This is a genomic window from Sphingomonas crocodyli (assembly GCF_004005865.1).
Lineage (GTDB): Bacteria > Pseudomonadota > Alphaproteobacteria > Sphingomonadales > Sphingomonadaceae > Rhizorhabdus > Rhizorhabdus crocodyli.
Map to the genome: position 1 here is coordinate 1 of NZ_SACN01000005.1, position 15,993 is coordinate 15,993.

General features: G+C 64.7%; 14 protein-coding genes. 9 read left to right on the top strand and 5 right to left on the bottom strand.

The window, feature by feature from the left end; all coding sequences use genetic code 11:
- Window positions 1-711: 711 nt before the first annotated feature.
- Window positions 712-2,115 carry an amino acid permease gene (locus EOD43_RS21295; protein ID WP_127746216.1) on the top strand — a complete coding sequence of 468 codons (1,404 nt, stop codon included), beginning with the start codon at window positions 712-714 and terminating at the stop codon, window positions 2,113-2,115.
- A 76-nt stretch (window positions 2,116-2,191) separates the two neighbouring features.
- Entirely contained in the window at window positions 2,192-3,013 is an 822-nt protein-coding gene (locus EOD43_RS21300) for an alpha/beta fold hydrolase (RefSeq protein ID WP_127746218.1), read from the top strand.
- A gap of 130 nt (window positions 3,014-3,143) precedes the next feature.
- Here the strand turns inward: EOD43_RS21300 and EOD43_RS21305 are convergent, their stop codons facing one another.
- Window positions 3,144-4,244 carry a helix-turn-helix transcriptional regulator gene (locus EOD43_RS21305; protein WP_164857386.1) on the bottom strand — a complete coding sequence of 367 codons (1,101 nt, stop codon included), beginning with the start codon at window positions 4,242-4,244 and terminating at the stop codon, window positions 3,144-3,146.
- A 147-nt stretch (window positions 4,245-4,391) separates the two neighbouring features.
- Here EOD43_RS21305 and EOD43_RS21310 point away from each other — a divergent pair, with 147 nt between their 5' ends.
- The 4 genes from EOD43_RS21310 to EOD43_RS21325 all read left to right on the top strand — a co-directional run bounded on the left by EOD43_RS21310 (window position 4,392) and on the right by EOD43_RS21325 (window position 7,937).
- Window positions 4,392-5,240, top strand: a complete 849-nt coding sequence (locus EOD43_RS21310) for an enoyl-CoA hydratase/isomerase family protein (protein WP_127746222.1) — start codon at window positions 4,392-4,394, stop codon at window positions 5,238-5,240.
- A gap of 18 nt (window positions 5,241-5,258) precedes the next feature.
- Window positions 5,259-5,579 carry a 2Fe-2S iron-sulfur cluster-binding protein gene (locus tag EOD43_RS21315; RefSeq protein ID WP_127746224.1) on the top strand — a complete coding sequence of 107 codons (321 nt, stop codon included), beginning with the start codon at window positions 5,259-5,261 and terminating at the stop codon, window positions 5,577-5,579.
- Between the two features lie 114 nt (window positions 5,580-5,693).
- The gene (locus EOD43_RS21320; RefSeq protein WP_127746225.1) at window positions 5,694-7,043 is read left to right on the top strand and encodes an aromatic ring-hydroxylating oxygenase subunit alpha; all 1,350 of its coding nucleotides are present in this window, start codon (window positions 5,694-5,696) and stop codon (window positions 7,041-7,043) included.
- Between the two features lie 138 nt (window positions 7,044-7,181).
- The gene (locus EOD43_RS21325) at window positions 7,182-7,937 is read left to right on the top strand and encodes an SDR family NAD(P)-dependent oxidoreductase (protein WP_338069022.1); all 756 of its coding nucleotides are present in this window, start codon (window positions 7,182-7,184) and stop codon (window positions 7,935-7,937) included.
- Between the two features lie 138 nt (window positions 7,938-8,075).
- On the opposite strand, the gene EOD43_RS21330 is transcribed toward EOD43_RS21325, so the two are convergent.
- Together EOD43_RS21330 and EOD43_RS21335 are read right to left on the bottom strand one after the other, a co-directional pair.
- On the bottom strand, window positions 8,076-8,951 hold the full coding sequence (locus tag EOD43_RS21330; RefSeq protein WP_127746227.1) for an SDR family oxidoreductase: 876 nt from the start codon (window positions 8,949-8,951) through the stop codon (window positions 8,076-8,078).
- 23 nt (window positions 8,952-8,974) lie between these two features.
- Window positions 8,975-9,847 (bottom strand): MaoC/PaaZ C-terminal domain-containing protein, encoded by an 873-nt coding sequence (locus tag EOD43_RS21335; RefSeq protein ID WP_240653446.1) that lies wholly within the window; start codon window positions 9,845-9,847, stop codon window positions 8,975-8,977.
- A gap of 321 nt (window positions 9,848-10,168) precedes the next feature.
- Here EOD43_RS21335 and EOD43_RS21340 point away from each other — a divergent pair, with 321 nt between their 5' ends.
- The 3 genes from EOD43_RS21340 to EOD43_RS21350 all read left to right on the top strand — a co-directional run bounded on the left by EOD43_RS21340 (window position 10,169) and on the right by EOD43_RS21350 (window position 13,915).
- Window positions 10,169-10,954, top strand: coding sequence for an alpha/beta fold hydrolase (locus tag EOD43_RS21340; RefSeq protein WP_127746229.1), 786 nt, complete (start codon window positions 10,169-10,171; stop codon window positions 10,952-10,954).
- 11 nt (window positions 10,955-10,965) lie between these two features.
- On the top strand, window positions 10,966-12,156 hold the full coding sequence (locus EOD43_RS21345; protein WP_127746231.1) for an LLM class flavin-dependent oxidoreductase: 1,191 nt from the start codon (window positions 10,966-10,968) through the stop codon (window positions 12,154-12,156).
- Window positions 12,157-12,424: 268 nt separating this feature from the next.
- Window positions 12,425-13,915 (top strand): aldehyde dehydrogenase family protein, encoded by a 1,491-nt coding sequence (locus EOD43_RS21350; protein WP_127746233.1) that lies wholly within the window; start codon window positions 12,425-12,427, stop codon window positions 13,913-13,915.
- 192 nt (window positions 13,916-14,107) lie between these two features.
- Here EOD43_RS21350 and gdhA read toward each other — a convergent pair whose 3' ends face one another.
- Complete coding sequence (gdhA, locus tag EOD43_RS21355) at window positions 14,108-15,466, bottom strand: NADP-specific glutamate dehydrogenase (RefSeq protein WP_127746237.1); 1,359 nt, start codon at window positions 15,464-15,466, stop codon at window positions 14,108-14,110.
- A 150-nt stretch (window positions 15,467-15,616) separates the two neighbouring features.
- Window positions 15,617-15,799, bottom strand: coding sequence for a hypothetical protein (locus EOD43_RS21360; RefSeq protein ID WP_127746239.1), 183 nt, complete (start codon window positions 15,797-15,799; stop codon window positions 15,617-15,619).
- Window positions 15,800-15,993 lie beyond the last annotated feature (194 nt).

Consider the following 15,993-nt stretch of genomic DNA (forward strand, 5'->3'; position numbering starts at 1 on the left):
TTACAGAACACCCTTGACAAAACGAACCATTTGGGTTAGTCGCTCCACCATCCTCTCGCCCGATCAGCCTGGGGATGCAGGACCGGCCCGGAGCAGAGCTCGCTCCGCATCCGGGCCGTGACAGGTCGGCGCGAAGTCATCCGGTTTCAGAAGCGGATGTACAACGCTTCTCGCCGGCATGTGCTGGACGAACCCGCCGGCAGGCGGAGGCGACGTGCGGTTTTGAAGGAAAGACAGGGCCGATCCACTGCGGGAAGTCAGAGTCCCACATCCCAGGTAGCCCCGACCGGACAAACCATGCTTCGTTTCCAATCGCCGGGGCCATCCCCTGCAAGGATGGCAGCAGCCAATCGCAGGACCGCATCCCCTGGCCTGGTGACAGCAGGCTAAGCATGTCGGTTCGGTCGGCCCCAGCCATGCCCGCACGACTATCTTTACGTTACCCAACGTCCGGGTGCCCTTTTGGCAGGACGCGCCGACCTTCACCTGTCCTGATTCTACGCCACGAATCCGCCCCCACTCCGTCGCCCCAGCGAAGGCTGGGGCCTATTTCTGCCGTGGCAAACGGCACCGTGGAGACGAGAGACATAGGCCCCAGCCTTCGCTGGGGCGACGGAGAAGAGGGAAGTGCTCCTCTCCCCGCTTCGCCCCCCCGTGACGTCCCCCCGAAACGGCGATAGGCTCCGCACCAACAGATACGGAGCAATCAAAATGGCGGATTGGATGCGGCGCAAGCCGATGGGGCGGCTGGCGGCGCAGGCGGAGGGGGGCGGGCTCGTCAAGAGCCTGTCCTGGCCGCATCTCGTGGCACTTGGCGTCGGCGCGATCGTCGGCACCGGCATCCTGACCCTGATCGGCGTCGGCGTCGATCGCGCGGGGCCGGCGGTGCTGCTGTCCTTCGCGATCGCCGGCGCGATCTGCGCGTGCGCGGCGCTGGCTTACGCAGAATTGTCGACGATGATGCCCGCGGCGGGCAGCGCCTACACCTACAATTATGTCGTGCTGGGGGAGATTTTCGCCTGGGTGGTCGGGTGGAGCCTGATCCTCGAATATTCGCTGGTCGTCTCGACCGTCGCAGTCGGATGGTCGGGCTATGCCGCGCCCTTGCTCGCGGGCGTCGGCTTTCCAGCGGAGCTGGCGAAGGGGCCGGAACTGGGCGGCCTCATCAACCTGCCCGCTATCTTCATCATCGCCGTCGTCGCCGGCCTGCTGATGTTCGGCACGCGCGAGAGCGCACGGCTCAACAGCCTGCTGGTGATCATCAAGATCGTGACCCTGATCCTGTTCGTCGCCGTCACCCTGCCCTATTTCCAGCCCGACAATCTCCATCCCTTCATGCCCTTCGGCTTCGCCAAGCTGGCCGGCCCGGACGGGATCGAACGCGGCGTAATGGCCGCCGCCGCGATCATCTTCTTCGCCTTTTACGGCTTCGATGCGATCTCGACCGCGGCCGAGGAGACCAAGCGGCCCGAGCGCGATCTGGCGATCGGGATCGTCGGTTCGCTGGTGATCTGCACGCTCATCTATATCGGCGTCGCCGCCGCCGCGGTGGGCGCGATCCCCTTCACCCGCTTCGCCGACAGCCCCGAGCCGCTGGCGCTGATCCTGCGCGAAATAGGGCGCCCCGGCGTCGCGCAGATCGTCGCGGCGGCCGCCGTGATCGCGCTGCCGACGGTGCTGCTCGCCTTCCTCTACGGGCAGAGCCGCATCTTCCTGGTGATGGCGCGCGACGGCTTCCTCCCGCCCAAGCTCGCCGCCGTTTCGAAGCGCGGCACGCCCGCGCGCATTACCGCGCTGACCGCCGTGCTGGTCGCGATCCTGGCGGGCGTGCTGCCGATCGATCAGATCGCCGCGCTCGCCAATGCGGGCACGCTGATCGCCTTCATGTCGGTGGGCGCGTGCCTGCTGGTGCTGCGCAAGCGCTCGCCCGATCTTCCGCGCCCATTCCGCACGCCGCTGGCGTGGCTGGTCGGAATCGGCGCGGTCGCGGGGTGTCTCTATCTGTTCGTCAGCCTGCCCAGCCGCACCCTGCTCTATTGCCTGATCTGGAACGTGATCGGGCTGGCGGTCTATTTCGGTTATGGCCGGCGGCGCGCGCTGCTGGGTTCCAACTAAACCCCGGGCGTAACGAGAGGATCGAAAGCGATCGCATGCGGGTTCAGGCGGCTCCACAACAGGAGGACGCCCCCCGATGCCGATGGTCAAAGCCCGCGATGGAATGCCGATCCACGTCAAGGATATGGGCACCGGCCCCGCCGTGATCCTGATCCACGGCTGGCCGCTGACCGGCGACATGTGGGAATATCAGACGCTGGCGCTGATCGAGGCGGGCTATCGCGTCATCACCTATGATCGGCGCGGCTTCGGCCATTCGGCGCACCCGGCGCGCGGCTATGACTATGACACGTTCGCCGACGATCTGGCCGACATCATCGCCGATCTGGAGCTGAACGACGTTTCGCTGGTCGGCTTCTCGATGGGCGGCGGCGAGGTGGCGCGTTACCTGTCGCGGCATGGCGCATCCAAGGTGAAGCGCGCCGCGCTGGTCGCGTCGGTCGTGCCCTTCATGCTTAAGGCGGACGACAATCCCGACGGCGTGCAGCAGGATGCGTTCGACGATATCAAATCGGAAATCCGCAAGGACCGCTTCGGCTTCCTGCAGACCTTTGCCAAGACCTTCTACGGGGTCGGCCTCGTCTCCAAGCCGGTGTCGAGCGCGCTGATGGACTGGACCTTCCAGCTTGCGGTGATGGCAAGCCCCAAAGCGACGCTCGATTGTGTCGATGCGTTCGGGACGACCGATTTCCGGCCCGATCTCAGCGCCTTCACCGTGCCGACGCTGATCATCCACGGCACCGCCGACAAGACCGTGCCGATCGACGCGACCGGCCGCGCGGCGGCGGCGGGGATTACGGGCGCGACCCTGATCGAATATGACGGCGAACCCCACGGCCTGTTCGCGACCGCGCCCGAGCGGTTGAACGCGGATCTGCTGGCGTTTCTGGCGACGTAAAGATCCTCCCCGGCACGGGGAGGTGGCAGCGAAGCTGACGGAGGGGGCAAGAGGCGGGGCGGATCGCCTTGTAACCAGCCCCCTCCACCGCTTCGCGGTCCCCCTCCCCGTGCCGGGGAGGATTTGGAGGTCACCAAACCGCGTTGGCGTGCGCCAGAACCAGCGCGACAAGCTGCGACTGGCGTTCGACATCTGCCTTGGCGAAGATCGAGCGGAGGTGGACGCGCGCCGTCCCCTCCGAAATCGACATCGCGACCGCAGCCTCCTTGATGCTCATCCCGCCGGCGAGCGCGCTGACGAGTTCGGCCTCGCGCGCGGTGAAGCCGAAGACGTCGATCAGGAAGGCGGGCGGGACGACGCGCTGGATACCGCCCTTCAGCAGCACGATGATCGCCGCAGCATGATCCTCGTCGACCAGCACCTCGCGATCGACCGCGCGAAGCTGCAAGCTCCAGAAGCCGCCATCGGCGCGGCCGCGCGCGATCAGCGTGCGCTGGCGCGGTTCCTCCCCGGCTAACAACGCCTCGCACGCGCGCTCGAACCGGCGCTCGCTGTCGCGGTCGACGCAGTGGAGCGTTTCGTGCGCCACGAACAGCCCGTCGCGGCCGTCGACGATCGCCTGCGCGAACTGGTTGGCGAGGAGGACGTGGCGCTCGCGGTTCAGCACGATCGATCCGATCGCAAGGCTGCGCGTCACTTCGTCATGCACGTCGCGCTGATAGCCGGTGAGGACGCTGCCCGCGTAGGAGCGCAATGCGACGCGCATCCGGGGCTCAAGCGTTTCGAACAATTCGCGCTGTGCCGCGCCGAAACGCCCCTCCCCCTCGACGCGGGCGCAGCGCAGAAAGACGCGCAGCCCGGACTTCGGATCGACGATGTTGATCGCGAGCAAATCGATCAGCCCGAGCTTCTGCAGGTGATCGCGATAATAAGGATGTCGCTCCAATTCCTTGCCCGGCAGCAGTTCGGACAGGATCACCGCCTTGCGATCGGGCAAGGTGCGGAACGGATCGGTATCGCGATCGACCCGCTCGAAACTGTCCATGCCCGAGGGGTGGACCTTCGAATTGAGCATGATCCCGCGCCGCCGCTCGTTCGGGAAACGCAGGTGGAGCGTGGCGTAGCTCGACGCGGTCGCCTCGGCGAGCAGCTTGAGGAAGCGATCCCAGGGCGGATCCTCCATGCTGCCGGCATAGATAGCGTCAATCAGGGTTGCGAGATCGGGCGACATGGCACGCGCCCTATCCCAAAAGGAGTAGGCACGGCAACGCCCGATCCACTTCAAATATGGTAGCCCGAGGCAAAGCGGGCACGGTAGGAAGAATCGACGCGCAGTGGGCTCGCAGAGGCCCAGGGATATTAGGCCAGAGGAGCGGACATGTTCACGAAGCTCGACGACTATAAGAACAAGTATAAGAACATCACGTTCGAGCGCCGCGACGGCATCCTCCAGATGACCTTCACCACCGACGGCGGCCCGCTCAAGTGGAGCGCGATGCCCGACGGCCCGCAGCATGAGGCGGGCGCCGCCTTCTTCGACGTCGGCCATGATCCCGAGAACAAGATCGTGATCCTGACCAGCGGCGGCGATCGCTGGTGCACCGATTACGACCTGGACAATTACCCCGATCAGGAGGGCGTGACCCCGCTGTGGTGGGACTATCTGTACCGCGCCGAGCGTGACCTGTTCACCCAGCTGCTCGACATTCCGGTGCCGGTGATCGGCATCGTCAATGGCCCCGCCACCTATCATGCCGAAATCCCGTTGCTGTCGGATGTTGTGCTGGCGGCCGACGACGCCTTCTTCCGCGACGATTCGCACGTTGCGGTCGGCGTGGTCGCGGGCGACGGCATTCAGGTGCTGTGGCAGATGCTGGTCGGCATCAACCGCGCGCGGGCGATGCAATATCTCCACCAGTCGATCAGCGTCGATGACGCGCTGGTCCAGGGCTTCGTCGCCGAAAAGCATCCGCGCGAAAAGCTGCTGGCGCGCGCCTATGAGGTCGCGGAGAACCTGATCAAGACCTGCTCGCCCGTCACCCTGCGCAACACGCGGCTGACGATGACGCAGTATATCAAGACGCGCCTCTTCAACGAACACGCGGGCAGCTATGCGCTGGAAGGCCTGGCGCAGGTGATGCGCCCGCAGTTGCAGAGCGCGCCCGATGTCGAGGTCTGGCATTCGCGCCACCCGAACAAGGGCAGCATCAAGATCGGCCACGACTGAGGCTTACGAGTTAAAAAGATGATCCGCGTTACCTATATCGAAGCCGACGGCACCGAGCGCACCGGCGAGGGCAAGCCCAATTTCTCGGTGATGGAGGTCGCCCAGTCGGCGGGCGTCGAAGGCATCATCGCCGAATGCGGCGGCGCCTGTTCGTGCGCGACATGCCATGTGCTGGTCGATCCGGCGTGGATGGACGCGGTGGGAGCCGCGACCGAGGTGGAGACCGAGCTGCTCGAGTTCAGCGAATATGTCGCGCCGAACAGCCGCCTCTCCTGCCAGATTTCGCTGACTCAGGCGCTCGACGGGCTCGTCGTCCGCGTGCCGCCCAAGCAGGGATGATGTCGAAACTGAGGAAAAATCGTCGCGATTGAGAATTATCAAAGCGCGTTATAACTTTCCAGGGAATGCCATTAGCCGGCGCGGAATGCGCCTTTGAAATCTGCGGGGATTGTTATGAAGGACGTGTCGATCAAATTGCCCGAGCCCGTCCGGCCCGATTTCGTGCCGGCCGACGCCTATGTCTATCCAAGCTATGTCCAGCTGGAGGAAGAGAAGCTCTGGCCCAAGACGTGGCTGCTCGCCGCGCGCGAGGAGGAGATGCCGCGCCCCGGCGACTTCGTCACCTTCGACATCGGCAAGGAATCGATCCTGCTGGTCCGCCAGGCCGACAAGAGCATCAAGGCGTTCTACAACGTCTGCCAGCATCGCGGCCGTCGCCTGAAGGACACGCATTGCGGGCGCACCGGCAAGATCCTGCGCTGCAACTTCCACGGCTGGCGCTACAATATCGACGGCTCGCTGGAGAGCATCCTGAACCGCGAGGACTGGGACGGTTGCGAGACCTTCTCGGACGATCAGGTCAATCTGAAGGAAGTGAAGCTCGACACCTGGGCCGGCTGGGTCTGGGTTTCGATGGACCCGGATATCGAGCCGCTCGATGAGTATCTGAAGCCGGTCAAGGAACTGCTCGATCCGTTCGAGATGGAGAAGCAGCGCTTCCGCTCCTACACCTCGATCGTGGTGCCGTGTAACTGGAAGGTCGTCGTCGACGCGTTCAACGAAGCCTATCATTCGGCCGCGACGCATCCGTCGGTGTTCAAGCATGGCTGGCCAGGCTCGACCACCAAGGGGCTGGGCAAGCACGGCGCCTTCTATCAGCCGAACGAACCGGCGGTCGACAAGAGCGAGAAGGTTCTCCCGAACGTCGTCGAAGCGAGCGTGAAGGAGCGGATCCAGTACAAGACCCAGCGTCTGTGGGATTATGCGGGCAGCATGATCACGCCGATGCTGCTGGAGGCGACCAAGCGGCTCGACGAGTTGCCCGAGGATGCCGATGACATGGCCGTGCTGATCAAGCTGGGCGAGGCGCATAAGGAGGAACTGGCGAAGAAGGGCATCGAATGGCCCGCGGGCCTGACCCCCGAATTCTTCATGTCGCACGCGCCGACCGACATCCATATCTTCCCGAACACCACTTTGGTGCCGGGTGCGGATGCGACCCTGTGGCACCGGATGCGCCCGAACGGCGACGATCCCGCATCGTGCCTGTGGGACTTCTGGTCGCTCGAACGCTTCGCCGAGGGTGAGGCCCCGGAGGTCGCGCGCGACTTCTATCCGTCGCCCAAGGAGTTCGAAGGCAAGAACCCGTTCCTTGAAGAGGATTTCGGCAACATGGAAGCGACCCAGAAGGGCATGCTCTCCCGCGGCTTCCACGGCGGCCGCACCAATCCGGTGCAGGAAGCCTCGGTCTCCAACTTCCACCGCGTCCTCTACGAATATTACAGCGCGCCCGACGAGGCGTGATCGTCTGACGATTGCGGTTGAATGAGGAGGGCGGTCCCGATGGGGCCGCCCTTCCCTGTTTCCGGAAAGCCGCGTCATGGCGTTTCGACAGAGCGCCACCGCCCGTTACACACCGCTCCAACAATGAAAGGGATGGTGATGCTGGAAGGACGGACCGCGATCGTGACCGGTAGCGGACAGGGCGTGGGGCGCGGGATCGCGCTGGCGCTGGCCAAGGCGGGCGCGAAGATCGCGCTGGCGGGGCGGACGGTCGAGAAGCTCGATGCGGTAGCGCGCGAGATTGCGGCGGCGGGCGGCGAGGCGCGCGCCTTTGCGTGCAACGTGAAGGATGCGGCCTCGATCGAAGCGCTCGTCGCCGATGTGGTCGCGGCGTTCGGCGGGGTCGATATCCTCGTCAACAATGCGCAGGAGGTCGCGCTCGGCACGATCCTGTCGGTGTCGGACACCGATTTCGAGGCGAGCTTCGATTCCGGGCCGCTCGCGGCGCTACGGCTGATGCGGCTGTGCCATCCGCATCTGAAGGCATCGGGCCGAGGCGTCGTGATCAACCTCACCACATCGGCGACGCGGCGTTGGGACATGGCGGGCTTCGGCCACTACGGCGCGGTGAAACGCGCGACCGAGTCCCTGACCCGCGCGGCGGCGGCCGAATGGGGCGAGGACAATATCCGTGTGCTGGCGGTGGCGCCGCATGCGGACTCGCCGGGCCTCAAATGGTGGATCGAACACAATCCCGAGGAAGCCGCCGCCTTCTTCAAGACGATCCCCCTGCGCCGCATCGGCCGCTGCGAGGAGGATATCGGCGCGGCGGTCGCCGCCCTGTGCGGGCCGGCGTTCGGCTATGTGACCGGCGCGGTGATCCCGCTGGATGGCGGTCAGGCGAACTTCGCCTGATAACCACCGATCCTCCCCAGCATGGGGAGGGGGACCGCGAAGCGGTGGAGGGGGTAGGAGGCTGGCCTAGCGCTTGCGGCTCGCCCCCTCCACCATCCTTCGGATGGTCCCCCTCCCCGTTCCGGGGAGGATTTCGTATCAGCGCGGCTCGGGCAGCGGATCGGTGTAGGTGGGGTCGGCGCTTTCGCCCCAGCCGGCGGCGATGCGGGCGGCGAAGTGGTCCGACATGCCCTTATATTCGGGGTGGGTGAAGACGTAGAAGCGGTTCTCCTCGACCGCCTTCAGCACCGCCTGCGCAACCTTGTACGGGCTCATCGCGGCTTCCATGAACTCGGCATAGCCGTCCTTGAAGCCGTCGGGCGTCACGTCGTCGCCATAGGTCGCGACCTGGAGCGCGGACTTGCGGACGTCGGTGGCGACGGTGCCCGGCGCGAGCATCGAGACGCCGATGTTCGGAAACTCGTCCATCAGCTCGAGGCGCAGTTGCTCGGTCAGGCCCACCGCGCCGAACTTGGTCGCGACATAGGCCGGCGGCAGGCCCGCATATTGCGGCATGATCCCGGCCATCGAGGTGGTGTTGACGACATGCGCCTCGCCACCGCGTTTCTTGAAGCGGGGAACGAAGGTCTGGATGCCGTAGAAGGGGCCGGAGAAGTTGACGCGGGTCAGCAATTCCCATTCGGCGGGCATCATCTCGTCGAGCGGCTTCACGCCCACAACCGCCTGCGCGCCCGAGGTGCCGGCATTGTTGCACAGGACCGAGATCGGGCCGATCGCCGCTTCGGCCGCATCCGCCGCCGCCTTCCAGCTTTCGGGATTGCCGACGTCGAGCTGGACGGCGACCGCATCCCCGCCCGCAGCGCGGATCTTCGCGGCGGCTTCCTCGGCCGCTTCGACGCGGATGTCGGCGATGGCGACCTTGGCGCCCTTTTCGCTGAACGACTGCGCCAGGCCGAAGCCGATGCCGCTGGCCGCACCGGTGATGAACACGCCTTTGCCCTTGAAGTCCTTCATCGTCGCTCTCCCGTGTCCTGTCGTTATGCGATGGTCGCCTTGCCGCCGGTCAGCACGATCTGGTCGCGCTCCACCACGCGGCAGCGGAAGGCGATCTCGCCATCGCCCAGCTTCCAATATTCGGTGCGGATCGTTTCGCCCGGATAGACCACGCTGGCGAAGCGCGCGCCGACGCGCTTGAGCCGGGTCTGATCGCCATCGGCGAGCCCGGCGACGAGGCCCCGCGCGGCGATCGCCCAGTTGCACAGGCCCATCAGGATCGGCTTGGGGAAGCCCGCCTTGGCGGCGACCTTGGGCACCGAATGGAGCGGGTTGGTGTCCCCCGAGAGGCGATAGATCAACGCCTGTTCGTCGCGGGTGGCGAGATCATAATAGCCGTCCGGATCGCGATCGGGGGCGGCAGCCGCCTTGGGCGCGCCCTCCATCGATCCGCCAAAGCCGCCATTGCCGCGCAGCATATAGACCGATCGATTGACCGCGACCGCCTCATCATCGGCGAACACGGTGCGGCTCACCTGCATGATCGCGCCGCCCTCGGCCCCGCGATCCCAGATGCCGTCGACCTTGTTGGTCGAAGTGAAGGTGGCACTGGCCGGCATCGGGCGCAGCAGCTCGATCGCCTCTTCGCCATGCAGGATCTTGTTATAGGCGATGCCGTAGCGCGGATCGGCATACATGCCCGCCGAGATCGCGACGACCGCGCCCATCGTGGGGAAGCTGGCGATCTTGTCTTCCAGCACGAAGCGAAGCTGTTCGGGATCGTCGATCGCCGAAATGCCGAAGCCGACACCCAGATTGTAGATGATCGTGTCCTTGACCGACCAGTCCTGCCGCCCCTTGCCTTCATAGGCCATCAGCAGGTCATAGTTCAGCTTCGGGCTGTCCGCCTCGCTCACGCACTTCCTCCCCATCCGTTCGTTGGCCGAACGATCCTGCCGGTCATTGCCCGGCGGGCGCAAGGGCGGCTTCCTCAAATGGGGTAGGCTTAGCTGGCGGACTACGCGCCCTCCGTCACCCCGGACTTGATCCGGGGTCCAGCTACCTTCTCCAACGCTGGAAGAGACAGAAGAAGCTGGACCCCGGATCAAGTCCGGGGTGACGATGTGCGCTTGATGCACTTTTGCGATCGAAACGCGCCTCCAAAAATCATTGGCGTCATGGACCGATCGGTTCGATAGTCACTTCCATCAACGCCTCCACGGCAGAAAGGAGAGCGCATGTTGGAGAGTTTGCCTCTTGAGAGGATCGACGTTGCGGGCGTGAATGCCGAGCGCGTGAAGATGGGGAGCGGGCGGCCGCTGCTTTATCTGCACGATGGCGGCGGGATCGAGTTCGGCGCGGGGTTTATCGAGCGACTGGCACAAGGGCATGAGGTCCACGCGCTGTCGCATCCGGGGTTCGGCGGCAGCGACCTGCCCGGCCATTTCGACAGCGTCGACGATCTCGCCTTCTTCTACCTCGATTATATCGAGCAGGAGGGGCTGGAGGACGTCATCCTCGTCGGCGCGCAGTTTGGCGGGTGGATCGCGGCCGAGATCGCGACGATGGGATCGGCGCGGATCGGTCAGGTGGTGCTGATCGACGCTTATGGCATCAAGGTCGGTTCGCGCGACAAGCAGGACGTGGCCGACATCTTCTACCTGCTGCCCGAAGTGATCGCGGAGATGGGCTGGCACAAGCCGCGGCCCGGCACCAAGGCGCCAACGATCGAGGGCGCGCGGCGGATTGCGCGCAACCGCGAGAGCCATTCGCTCTACGGCTGGTCGCCCTTGCTCCACAATCCGAAGCTGGTTCACCGGCTCCACCGCATCAAAGCGCCGACTCTGGTGCTGTGGGGCGAGAGCGATCGGCTGGCGCCGGTCGAATATGGCCGCGCCTATGCCGAGCGGATTCGGGGCGCGCGGTTCGAGCTTATCAAGGAGGCGGGCGCCCTCCCCCATGTCGAGCAGACCGAGGCGACCGCGCGCGCGATCGAAGCGTTTCTGACGCCCGTCGCCGCCTGAGGAGAGAAGACATGCGCTTCTGGCACTTCACCGAGCAGAGCTATCACCCCGCCTGGGACAAGACGACCGATCCGCTTCGCATCGTGCCGCCGAGTTCGATGATGGACCGTGAGGTGGTGGCCGACCTGTTCCACCGCTATCTCGACGAATATCGGCTGGCGGACGAACTCGGTTTCGACATCATGGTCAACGAGCATCATGCGTCGATGACGTGCATGTCCTCCGTCCCTGCCATCCCGATGGCGGTGCTGGCGCGCGAGACGAAGAAGGCGCGGCTGCTGTGCCTGGGCGTGCCGATGGCGAACCGGATGGATCCGCTGCGCGTCGCCGAGGAGCTGGCGATGATCGACATGATCTCACGCGGGCGGCTGGAGTTCGGTTTCGTCAAGGGATCGGGCTGGGAACTCTATATCTCCAATTCGAACCCCGCGCGGATGATGGAGCGTTTCTGGGAAGCGCACGACCTGATCCTGAAGGCGTGGGCAACGCGCGACGGCCCCTTCAGCTGGGAGGGGAAGCATTTCCACTATCGCACCGTCAACGTGATCCCCGGCATCTGGCAGCACCCGCACCCGCCGATGTGGATGCCGGGCAGCAGCGCGATGTCGGCGAAGATCGTCGCGCAGAAGGGCTATACGCTCGCATCGTTCCTGTGCGGACATCAGGCGAAGGCGACCTTCGCGGGCTATCGCAAGGTCTATGAGGAGACGTGGGGGCGCGAATGCCCGCTCGATCGGCTGGCCTATCTGGGCATGGCGGTGACGGCGGACAATCAGGCCGAGGCGGAGCGGCGCGCGCACGCGCTCTATGCTTATTGGTCGACGGTGCCGCGTTCGCCGGCGGGGACGTTCAACCCGGCGGGCTATGCGCCGGTCGAGGCGAATGCGCAGGCCTATCTGGCGGGGCCGGCGAAGCAGATGTCGATGGGGCTGATGCCCGACGGCAAGCCGCTGCCCGCCAAGCCGACGCTGGACGAACTAGCCGAAGCGGGCCTTCTGTTCTGGGGCAAGCCCGATCAGGTGGTGCGCCAGATCCAGCGTTTCGCCGATCAGGTCGGCGGCCTCGGACACTTCCTGATGATGGGCCAGGGCGCCTATCTGGATCACAAGGAGACGGCGGACAGCCTGAAGCTGCTGGCGAAGGAGGTCTATCCCGCGTTCAAGGACAGCGCGCCCAGCCCGGAGCCGATCGCGGCGGAGTAAGTTCTAGCCCCCTCCCTGCCTAGGGAGGGGGTTGGGGGTGGGTGCGAGCGACGCAGTCGCGAGCATCCCCGCTCGTCCCGTAAAGCTTCATCTCGGGCTTCGAGCCCTCGACTTCGCCACCCACCCCCTGCCCCTCCCTTGGCAGGGAGGGGAGATAGGTTGGGACTACCCCAGAACTGGTAGGTCGACCCGAGCGGTTCGGTTATTTCCTCCCCTCGCAAAGCGAGACGTCGCGCGGATGCGCGGCCGCCCAGGAGGAGCCTGACCCATGTTGTCGCCATTCGCGAACCACGCCGAAAAGCTGAAAGCCGACTTCCTGCCCCGGAAGCACAAGCTGTTCATCAACAACCAGTGGGTCGATCCCGTCGATGGCGGCACGCTCGACGTCTATAACCCGTCGACCAAGCAGAAGCTGGCCACGGTCGCGGCGGGCAATGCCAAGGATATCGATCTGGCGGTGAAGGCCGCGGAGAAGGCGTTTCACGGCCCGTGGAGCAAGTTCACCGCCGCGCAGCGCACCGCGATCATGCATAAGCTCGCCGATCTCATGGAAGCCAATATCGACGAGCTGTCGACGCTGGAGGTCATGGACGCGGGCAACCCGATCATGCACGTCCGCCACGGCGATATCGCGATGGCCGTCGCTTATCTGCGTTATTATGCGGGCTGGACCGACAAGCTGTTCGGGCAGGTGCCGATGTCGAACAGCGGCCCGGAAATGCTGTCTTATTCGACGCGTCAGCCCGTCGGCGTCGCGGCAGCGATCACGCCGTGGAACGCGCCGATGATCCTGTCGATGTTCAAGATCGCGCCGACGCTCGCATCGGGCTGCACCTTCGTCCACAAGCCCGCCGAACTGGCGCCGATGACCGCGCTGCGCTTCTGCGAACTGGTGCTGGAAGCGGGCATTCCCGAAGGCGTGTTCAACGTCGTGACCGGCACCGGGCCTGAGGCCGGCGCGCCGCTCGCCTCGCACCCCGGCGTCGCCAAGGTCGGCTTCACCGGATCGACCGCGACAGGCGCCGAAATCCTGCGCCTCGCCGCCCCCACCTTCAAGCGCGTGACGCTGGAGCTGGGCGGCAAGTCGCCGGTGTTCATGTTCCCCGATTGCGACGTCGAAGCCGCGATCGCGGGCATTTCGAACGGCATCTTCTACAAGACCGGCCAGTTCTGCGCCGCAGGCACGCGCCTCTACATCCACGACAAGATCTACGACAAGGTCGTCGCGGGGTTCGAAAAGCATGCCAAGGCCGCCAAGGTCGGTCAGCCGCTCGAAACCGACACGACGATGGGACCGATCATCTCGCAGAAGCAGCTCGATCGCGTCACCAACTACCTGCAGATCGGCCGCGACGAAGGTGGTGAGATCGTGACCGGCGGCAACCTGATCCCCGGCGACGGCTATTTCATCGAGCCGACCCTGATCGCGAACGTCGACCAGACCAAGACGCTGGTGAAGGAAGAGATTTTCGGCCCGGTGCTGGTCGCTCAGCGCTTCACCGACGCGCACGATCTCGACACGCTCGCCGCGTGGGGCAACGACACGCAATACGGCCTCGCCGCACGCATCTGGACCACCAACCTGCGCAACGCGCATGGGCTGGCGGCGCGCCTCGACGCGGGCACGATCACGATCAACAACGGCTTCCTGGGCGACCTCGACTTCGGCGGCTTCAAGAGCTCGGGCCTCGGCCGCGAACTCGGCCAGTACGGCATCGAGAGCTATCTGGAGCACAAGAGCATCGCGGTGGGGTTCTAACCGTAAATCCTCCCCGGCACGGGGAGGTGGCGCCGAAGGCGACGGAGGGGGCTGGTCTCGGGCGATACCGCCAGCCTTCTGCCCCCTCCACCATCCTGCGGATGGTCCCCCTCCCCGTTCCGGGGAGGATCAAAACAAAAGGGGCGCCGGATCATCTCCGGCGCCCCTCTTCGTTTCAGGCGTTGGTCGCGATCAGACGACGCCGTAGGCGAGCATCGCGTCGGCGACCTTCTTGAAGCCGGCGATGTTGGCGCCCTTCACATAATCGATATGGCCGCCCGACTGGGTGCCATATTCGACGCAGCGCGAATGGATGCCCTGCATGATGTCGACCAGGAGGCGCTGAAGCTCCTCTTCCTTCCACGAAATGCGCGCCGAGTTCTGGCTCATTTCGAGGCCCGAGACGGCGACGCCGCCCGCGTTTGCAGCCTTGCCGGGGGCGTAGAGGATCTTGGCGTCCTTGAAGACATGAACGCCTTCCAGTGTGGTCGGCATGTTGGCGCCTTCGGACACCGCCATGCAGCCATTCTTGACGAGCAGGCGGGCTTCATCACCGTTCAGCTCGTTCTGGGTCGCGCAGGGCACCGCCACGTCGCAGGTGACGCCCCACGGACGCGCACCGCCGCCGTGGAACTCCGAACCCTTGAACTCCTTGACGTATTCGGAGATGCGGCCGCGCTTCTTGTTCTTCAGATCCTTGACCCAGTTCACCTTCTCCTGGCTGATGCCTTCCGGATCGTAGATGAAACCTTCGGAGTCCGAGAGCGTCAGCACCTTGCCGCCGAGCTGGTTGATCTTTTCGGCCGCATGGGTCGCGACGTTGCCCGAGCCGGAGATGACCGCAGTCTTGCCGACAAGATCCTGACCCTTGGTCTTGAGCATCTCCAGCAGGAAATAGACCGCGCCATAACCGGTCGCCTCGGTGCGGATCAGCGAGCCGCCATATTCGAGGCCCTTGCCGGTGAGAACGCCGGTAAACTCGTTGGTCAGGCGCTTATACTGGCCGAACATATAGCCGATCTCGCGACCGCCCACGCCGATGTCACCCGCGGGGACGTCCACGTCGGCGCCAATGTGGCGATAGAGCTCGTTCATGAAGCTCTGGCAGAAGCGCATCACTTCGTTCGCGCTCTTGCCCTTCGGATTGAAGTTCGAGCCGCCCTTGCCGCCGCCCATCGGGAGGCCGGTAAGCGCGTTCTTGAACGTCTGTTCGAACGCCAGGAACTTCAGCACGCTTTCGGTCACCGACGGGTGGAAGCGGATGCCGCCCTTGTAAGGCCCGATCGAGTTGTTGTTCTGGACGCGCCAACCGCGCTGGACGCGGATGTTGCCGTTATCGTCCTCCCAACAGACGCGGAAGCTGATCACGCGATCCGGCTCCGCGATGCGGCGCAGGATTTGATATTTGTGATATTCTTCCTTGTCGGCGATGAAATCGTAAATGTCTTCGGCGACTTCCTGCACCGCCTGAACGAACTCCGGCTGACCCGGATTGCGCTTCTTCACGCCGTCGATGAAGGTCGGCAAGTCGACATGATCGGAAACGGCCATTCTGGCACTCCCCCTGCTGGAAACGGCCAAGTCCATTGCCCGCGGACGAGGCTCAGGATGCAGGCATCCCGCGAAATTGTTACGACGGCAAGGGGGTAAGCGACTTACGGACCAAATAATTACGGCCGCGATGCAATAGACGCGTCTGGATCACGCCAGGGTGGGATAAGCGAAGCCGACCAGCAGGATGAAGATGATCAGCGCCAGCAGCATGAGCCAGTGCCACAATGTCTTGGCGTAGCGGATGAGCAGGACGATCCACGCCTGCGTTTCCTGCAGAGCGCGCGACCGCCGACGCCGGCGACGTCTCCTGATCTTTGGCGGTTGCTCCATCGGGTTCGACATCCAGTCCCTAAGACCAAGGCAACCATGAAAATACGGTAAAGCCAAGGGAATTTCAGCTTTGGGACGATCGAGTCCTAACGAAGGACGCGCGAGCCATCCTCCCCCACAAAGGGGAGGCATGCCGGAAATGACGAAGGGGCGGATACGGGCTTCATCACCCCGTATCCGCCCCTTATTTACGT

What these genes read in the sequence shown, in the direction of transcription:
- EOD43_RS21310 (WP_127746222.1), top strand. Translation starts at nt 4,392, where the DNA reads ATGTTCACGAAGCTCGACGACTATAAGAACAAGTATAAGAACATCACG.
- EOD43_RS21315 (WP_127746224.1), top strand. Translation starts at nt 5,259, where the DNA reads ATGATCCGCGTTACCTATATCGAAGCCGACGGCACCGAGCGCACCGGC.
- EOD43_RS21300 (WP_127746218.1), top strand. Translation starts at nt 2,192, where the DNA reads ATGCCGATGGTCAAAGCCCGCGATGGAATGCCGATCCACGTCAAGGAT.
- gdhA (WP_127746237.1), bottom strand. Translation starts at nt 15,466, where the DNA reads ATGGCCGTTTCCGATCATGTCGACTTGCCGACCTTCATCGACGGCGTG.
- EOD43_RS21325 (WP_338069022.1), top strand. Translation starts at nt 7,182, where the DNA reads ATGCTGGAAGGACGGACCGCGATCGTGACCGGTAGCGGACAGGGCGTG.
- EOD43_RS21345 (WP_127746231.1), top strand. Translation starts at nt 10,966, where the DNA reads ATGCGCTTCTGGCACTTCACCGAGCAGAGCTATCACCCCGCCTGGGAC.
- EOD43_RS21360 (WP_127746239.1), bottom strand. Translation starts at nt 15,799, where the DNA reads ATGGAGCAACCGCCAAAGATCAGGAGACGTCGCCGGCGTCGGCGGTCG.
- EOD43_RS21330 (WP_127746227.1), bottom strand. Translation starts at nt 8,951, where the DNA reads ATGAAGGACTTCAAGGGCAAAGGCGTGTTCATCACCGGTGCGGCCAGC.
- EOD43_RS21295 (WP_127746216.1), top strand. Translation starts at nt 712, where the DNA reads ATGGCGGATTGGATGCGGCGCAAGCCGATGGGGCGGCTGGCGGCGCAG.
- EOD43_RS21350 (WP_127746233.1), top strand. Translation starts at nt 12,425, where the DNA reads ATGTTGTCGCCATTCGCGAACCACGCCGAAAAGCTGAAAGCCGACTTC.
- EOD43_RS21305 (WP_164857386.1), bottom strand. Translation starts at nt 4,244, where the DNA reads ATGTCGCCCGATCTCGCAACCCTGATTGACGCTATCTATGCCGGCAGC.
- EOD43_RS21340 (WP_127746229.1), top strand. Translation starts at nt 10,169, where the DNA reads ATGTTGGAGAGTTTGCCTCTTGAGAGGATCGACGTTGCGGGCGTGAAT.
- EOD43_RS21320 (WP_127746225.1), top strand. Translation starts at nt 5,694, where the DNA reads ATGAAGGACGTGTCGATCAAATTGCCCGAGCCCGTCCGGCCCGATTTC.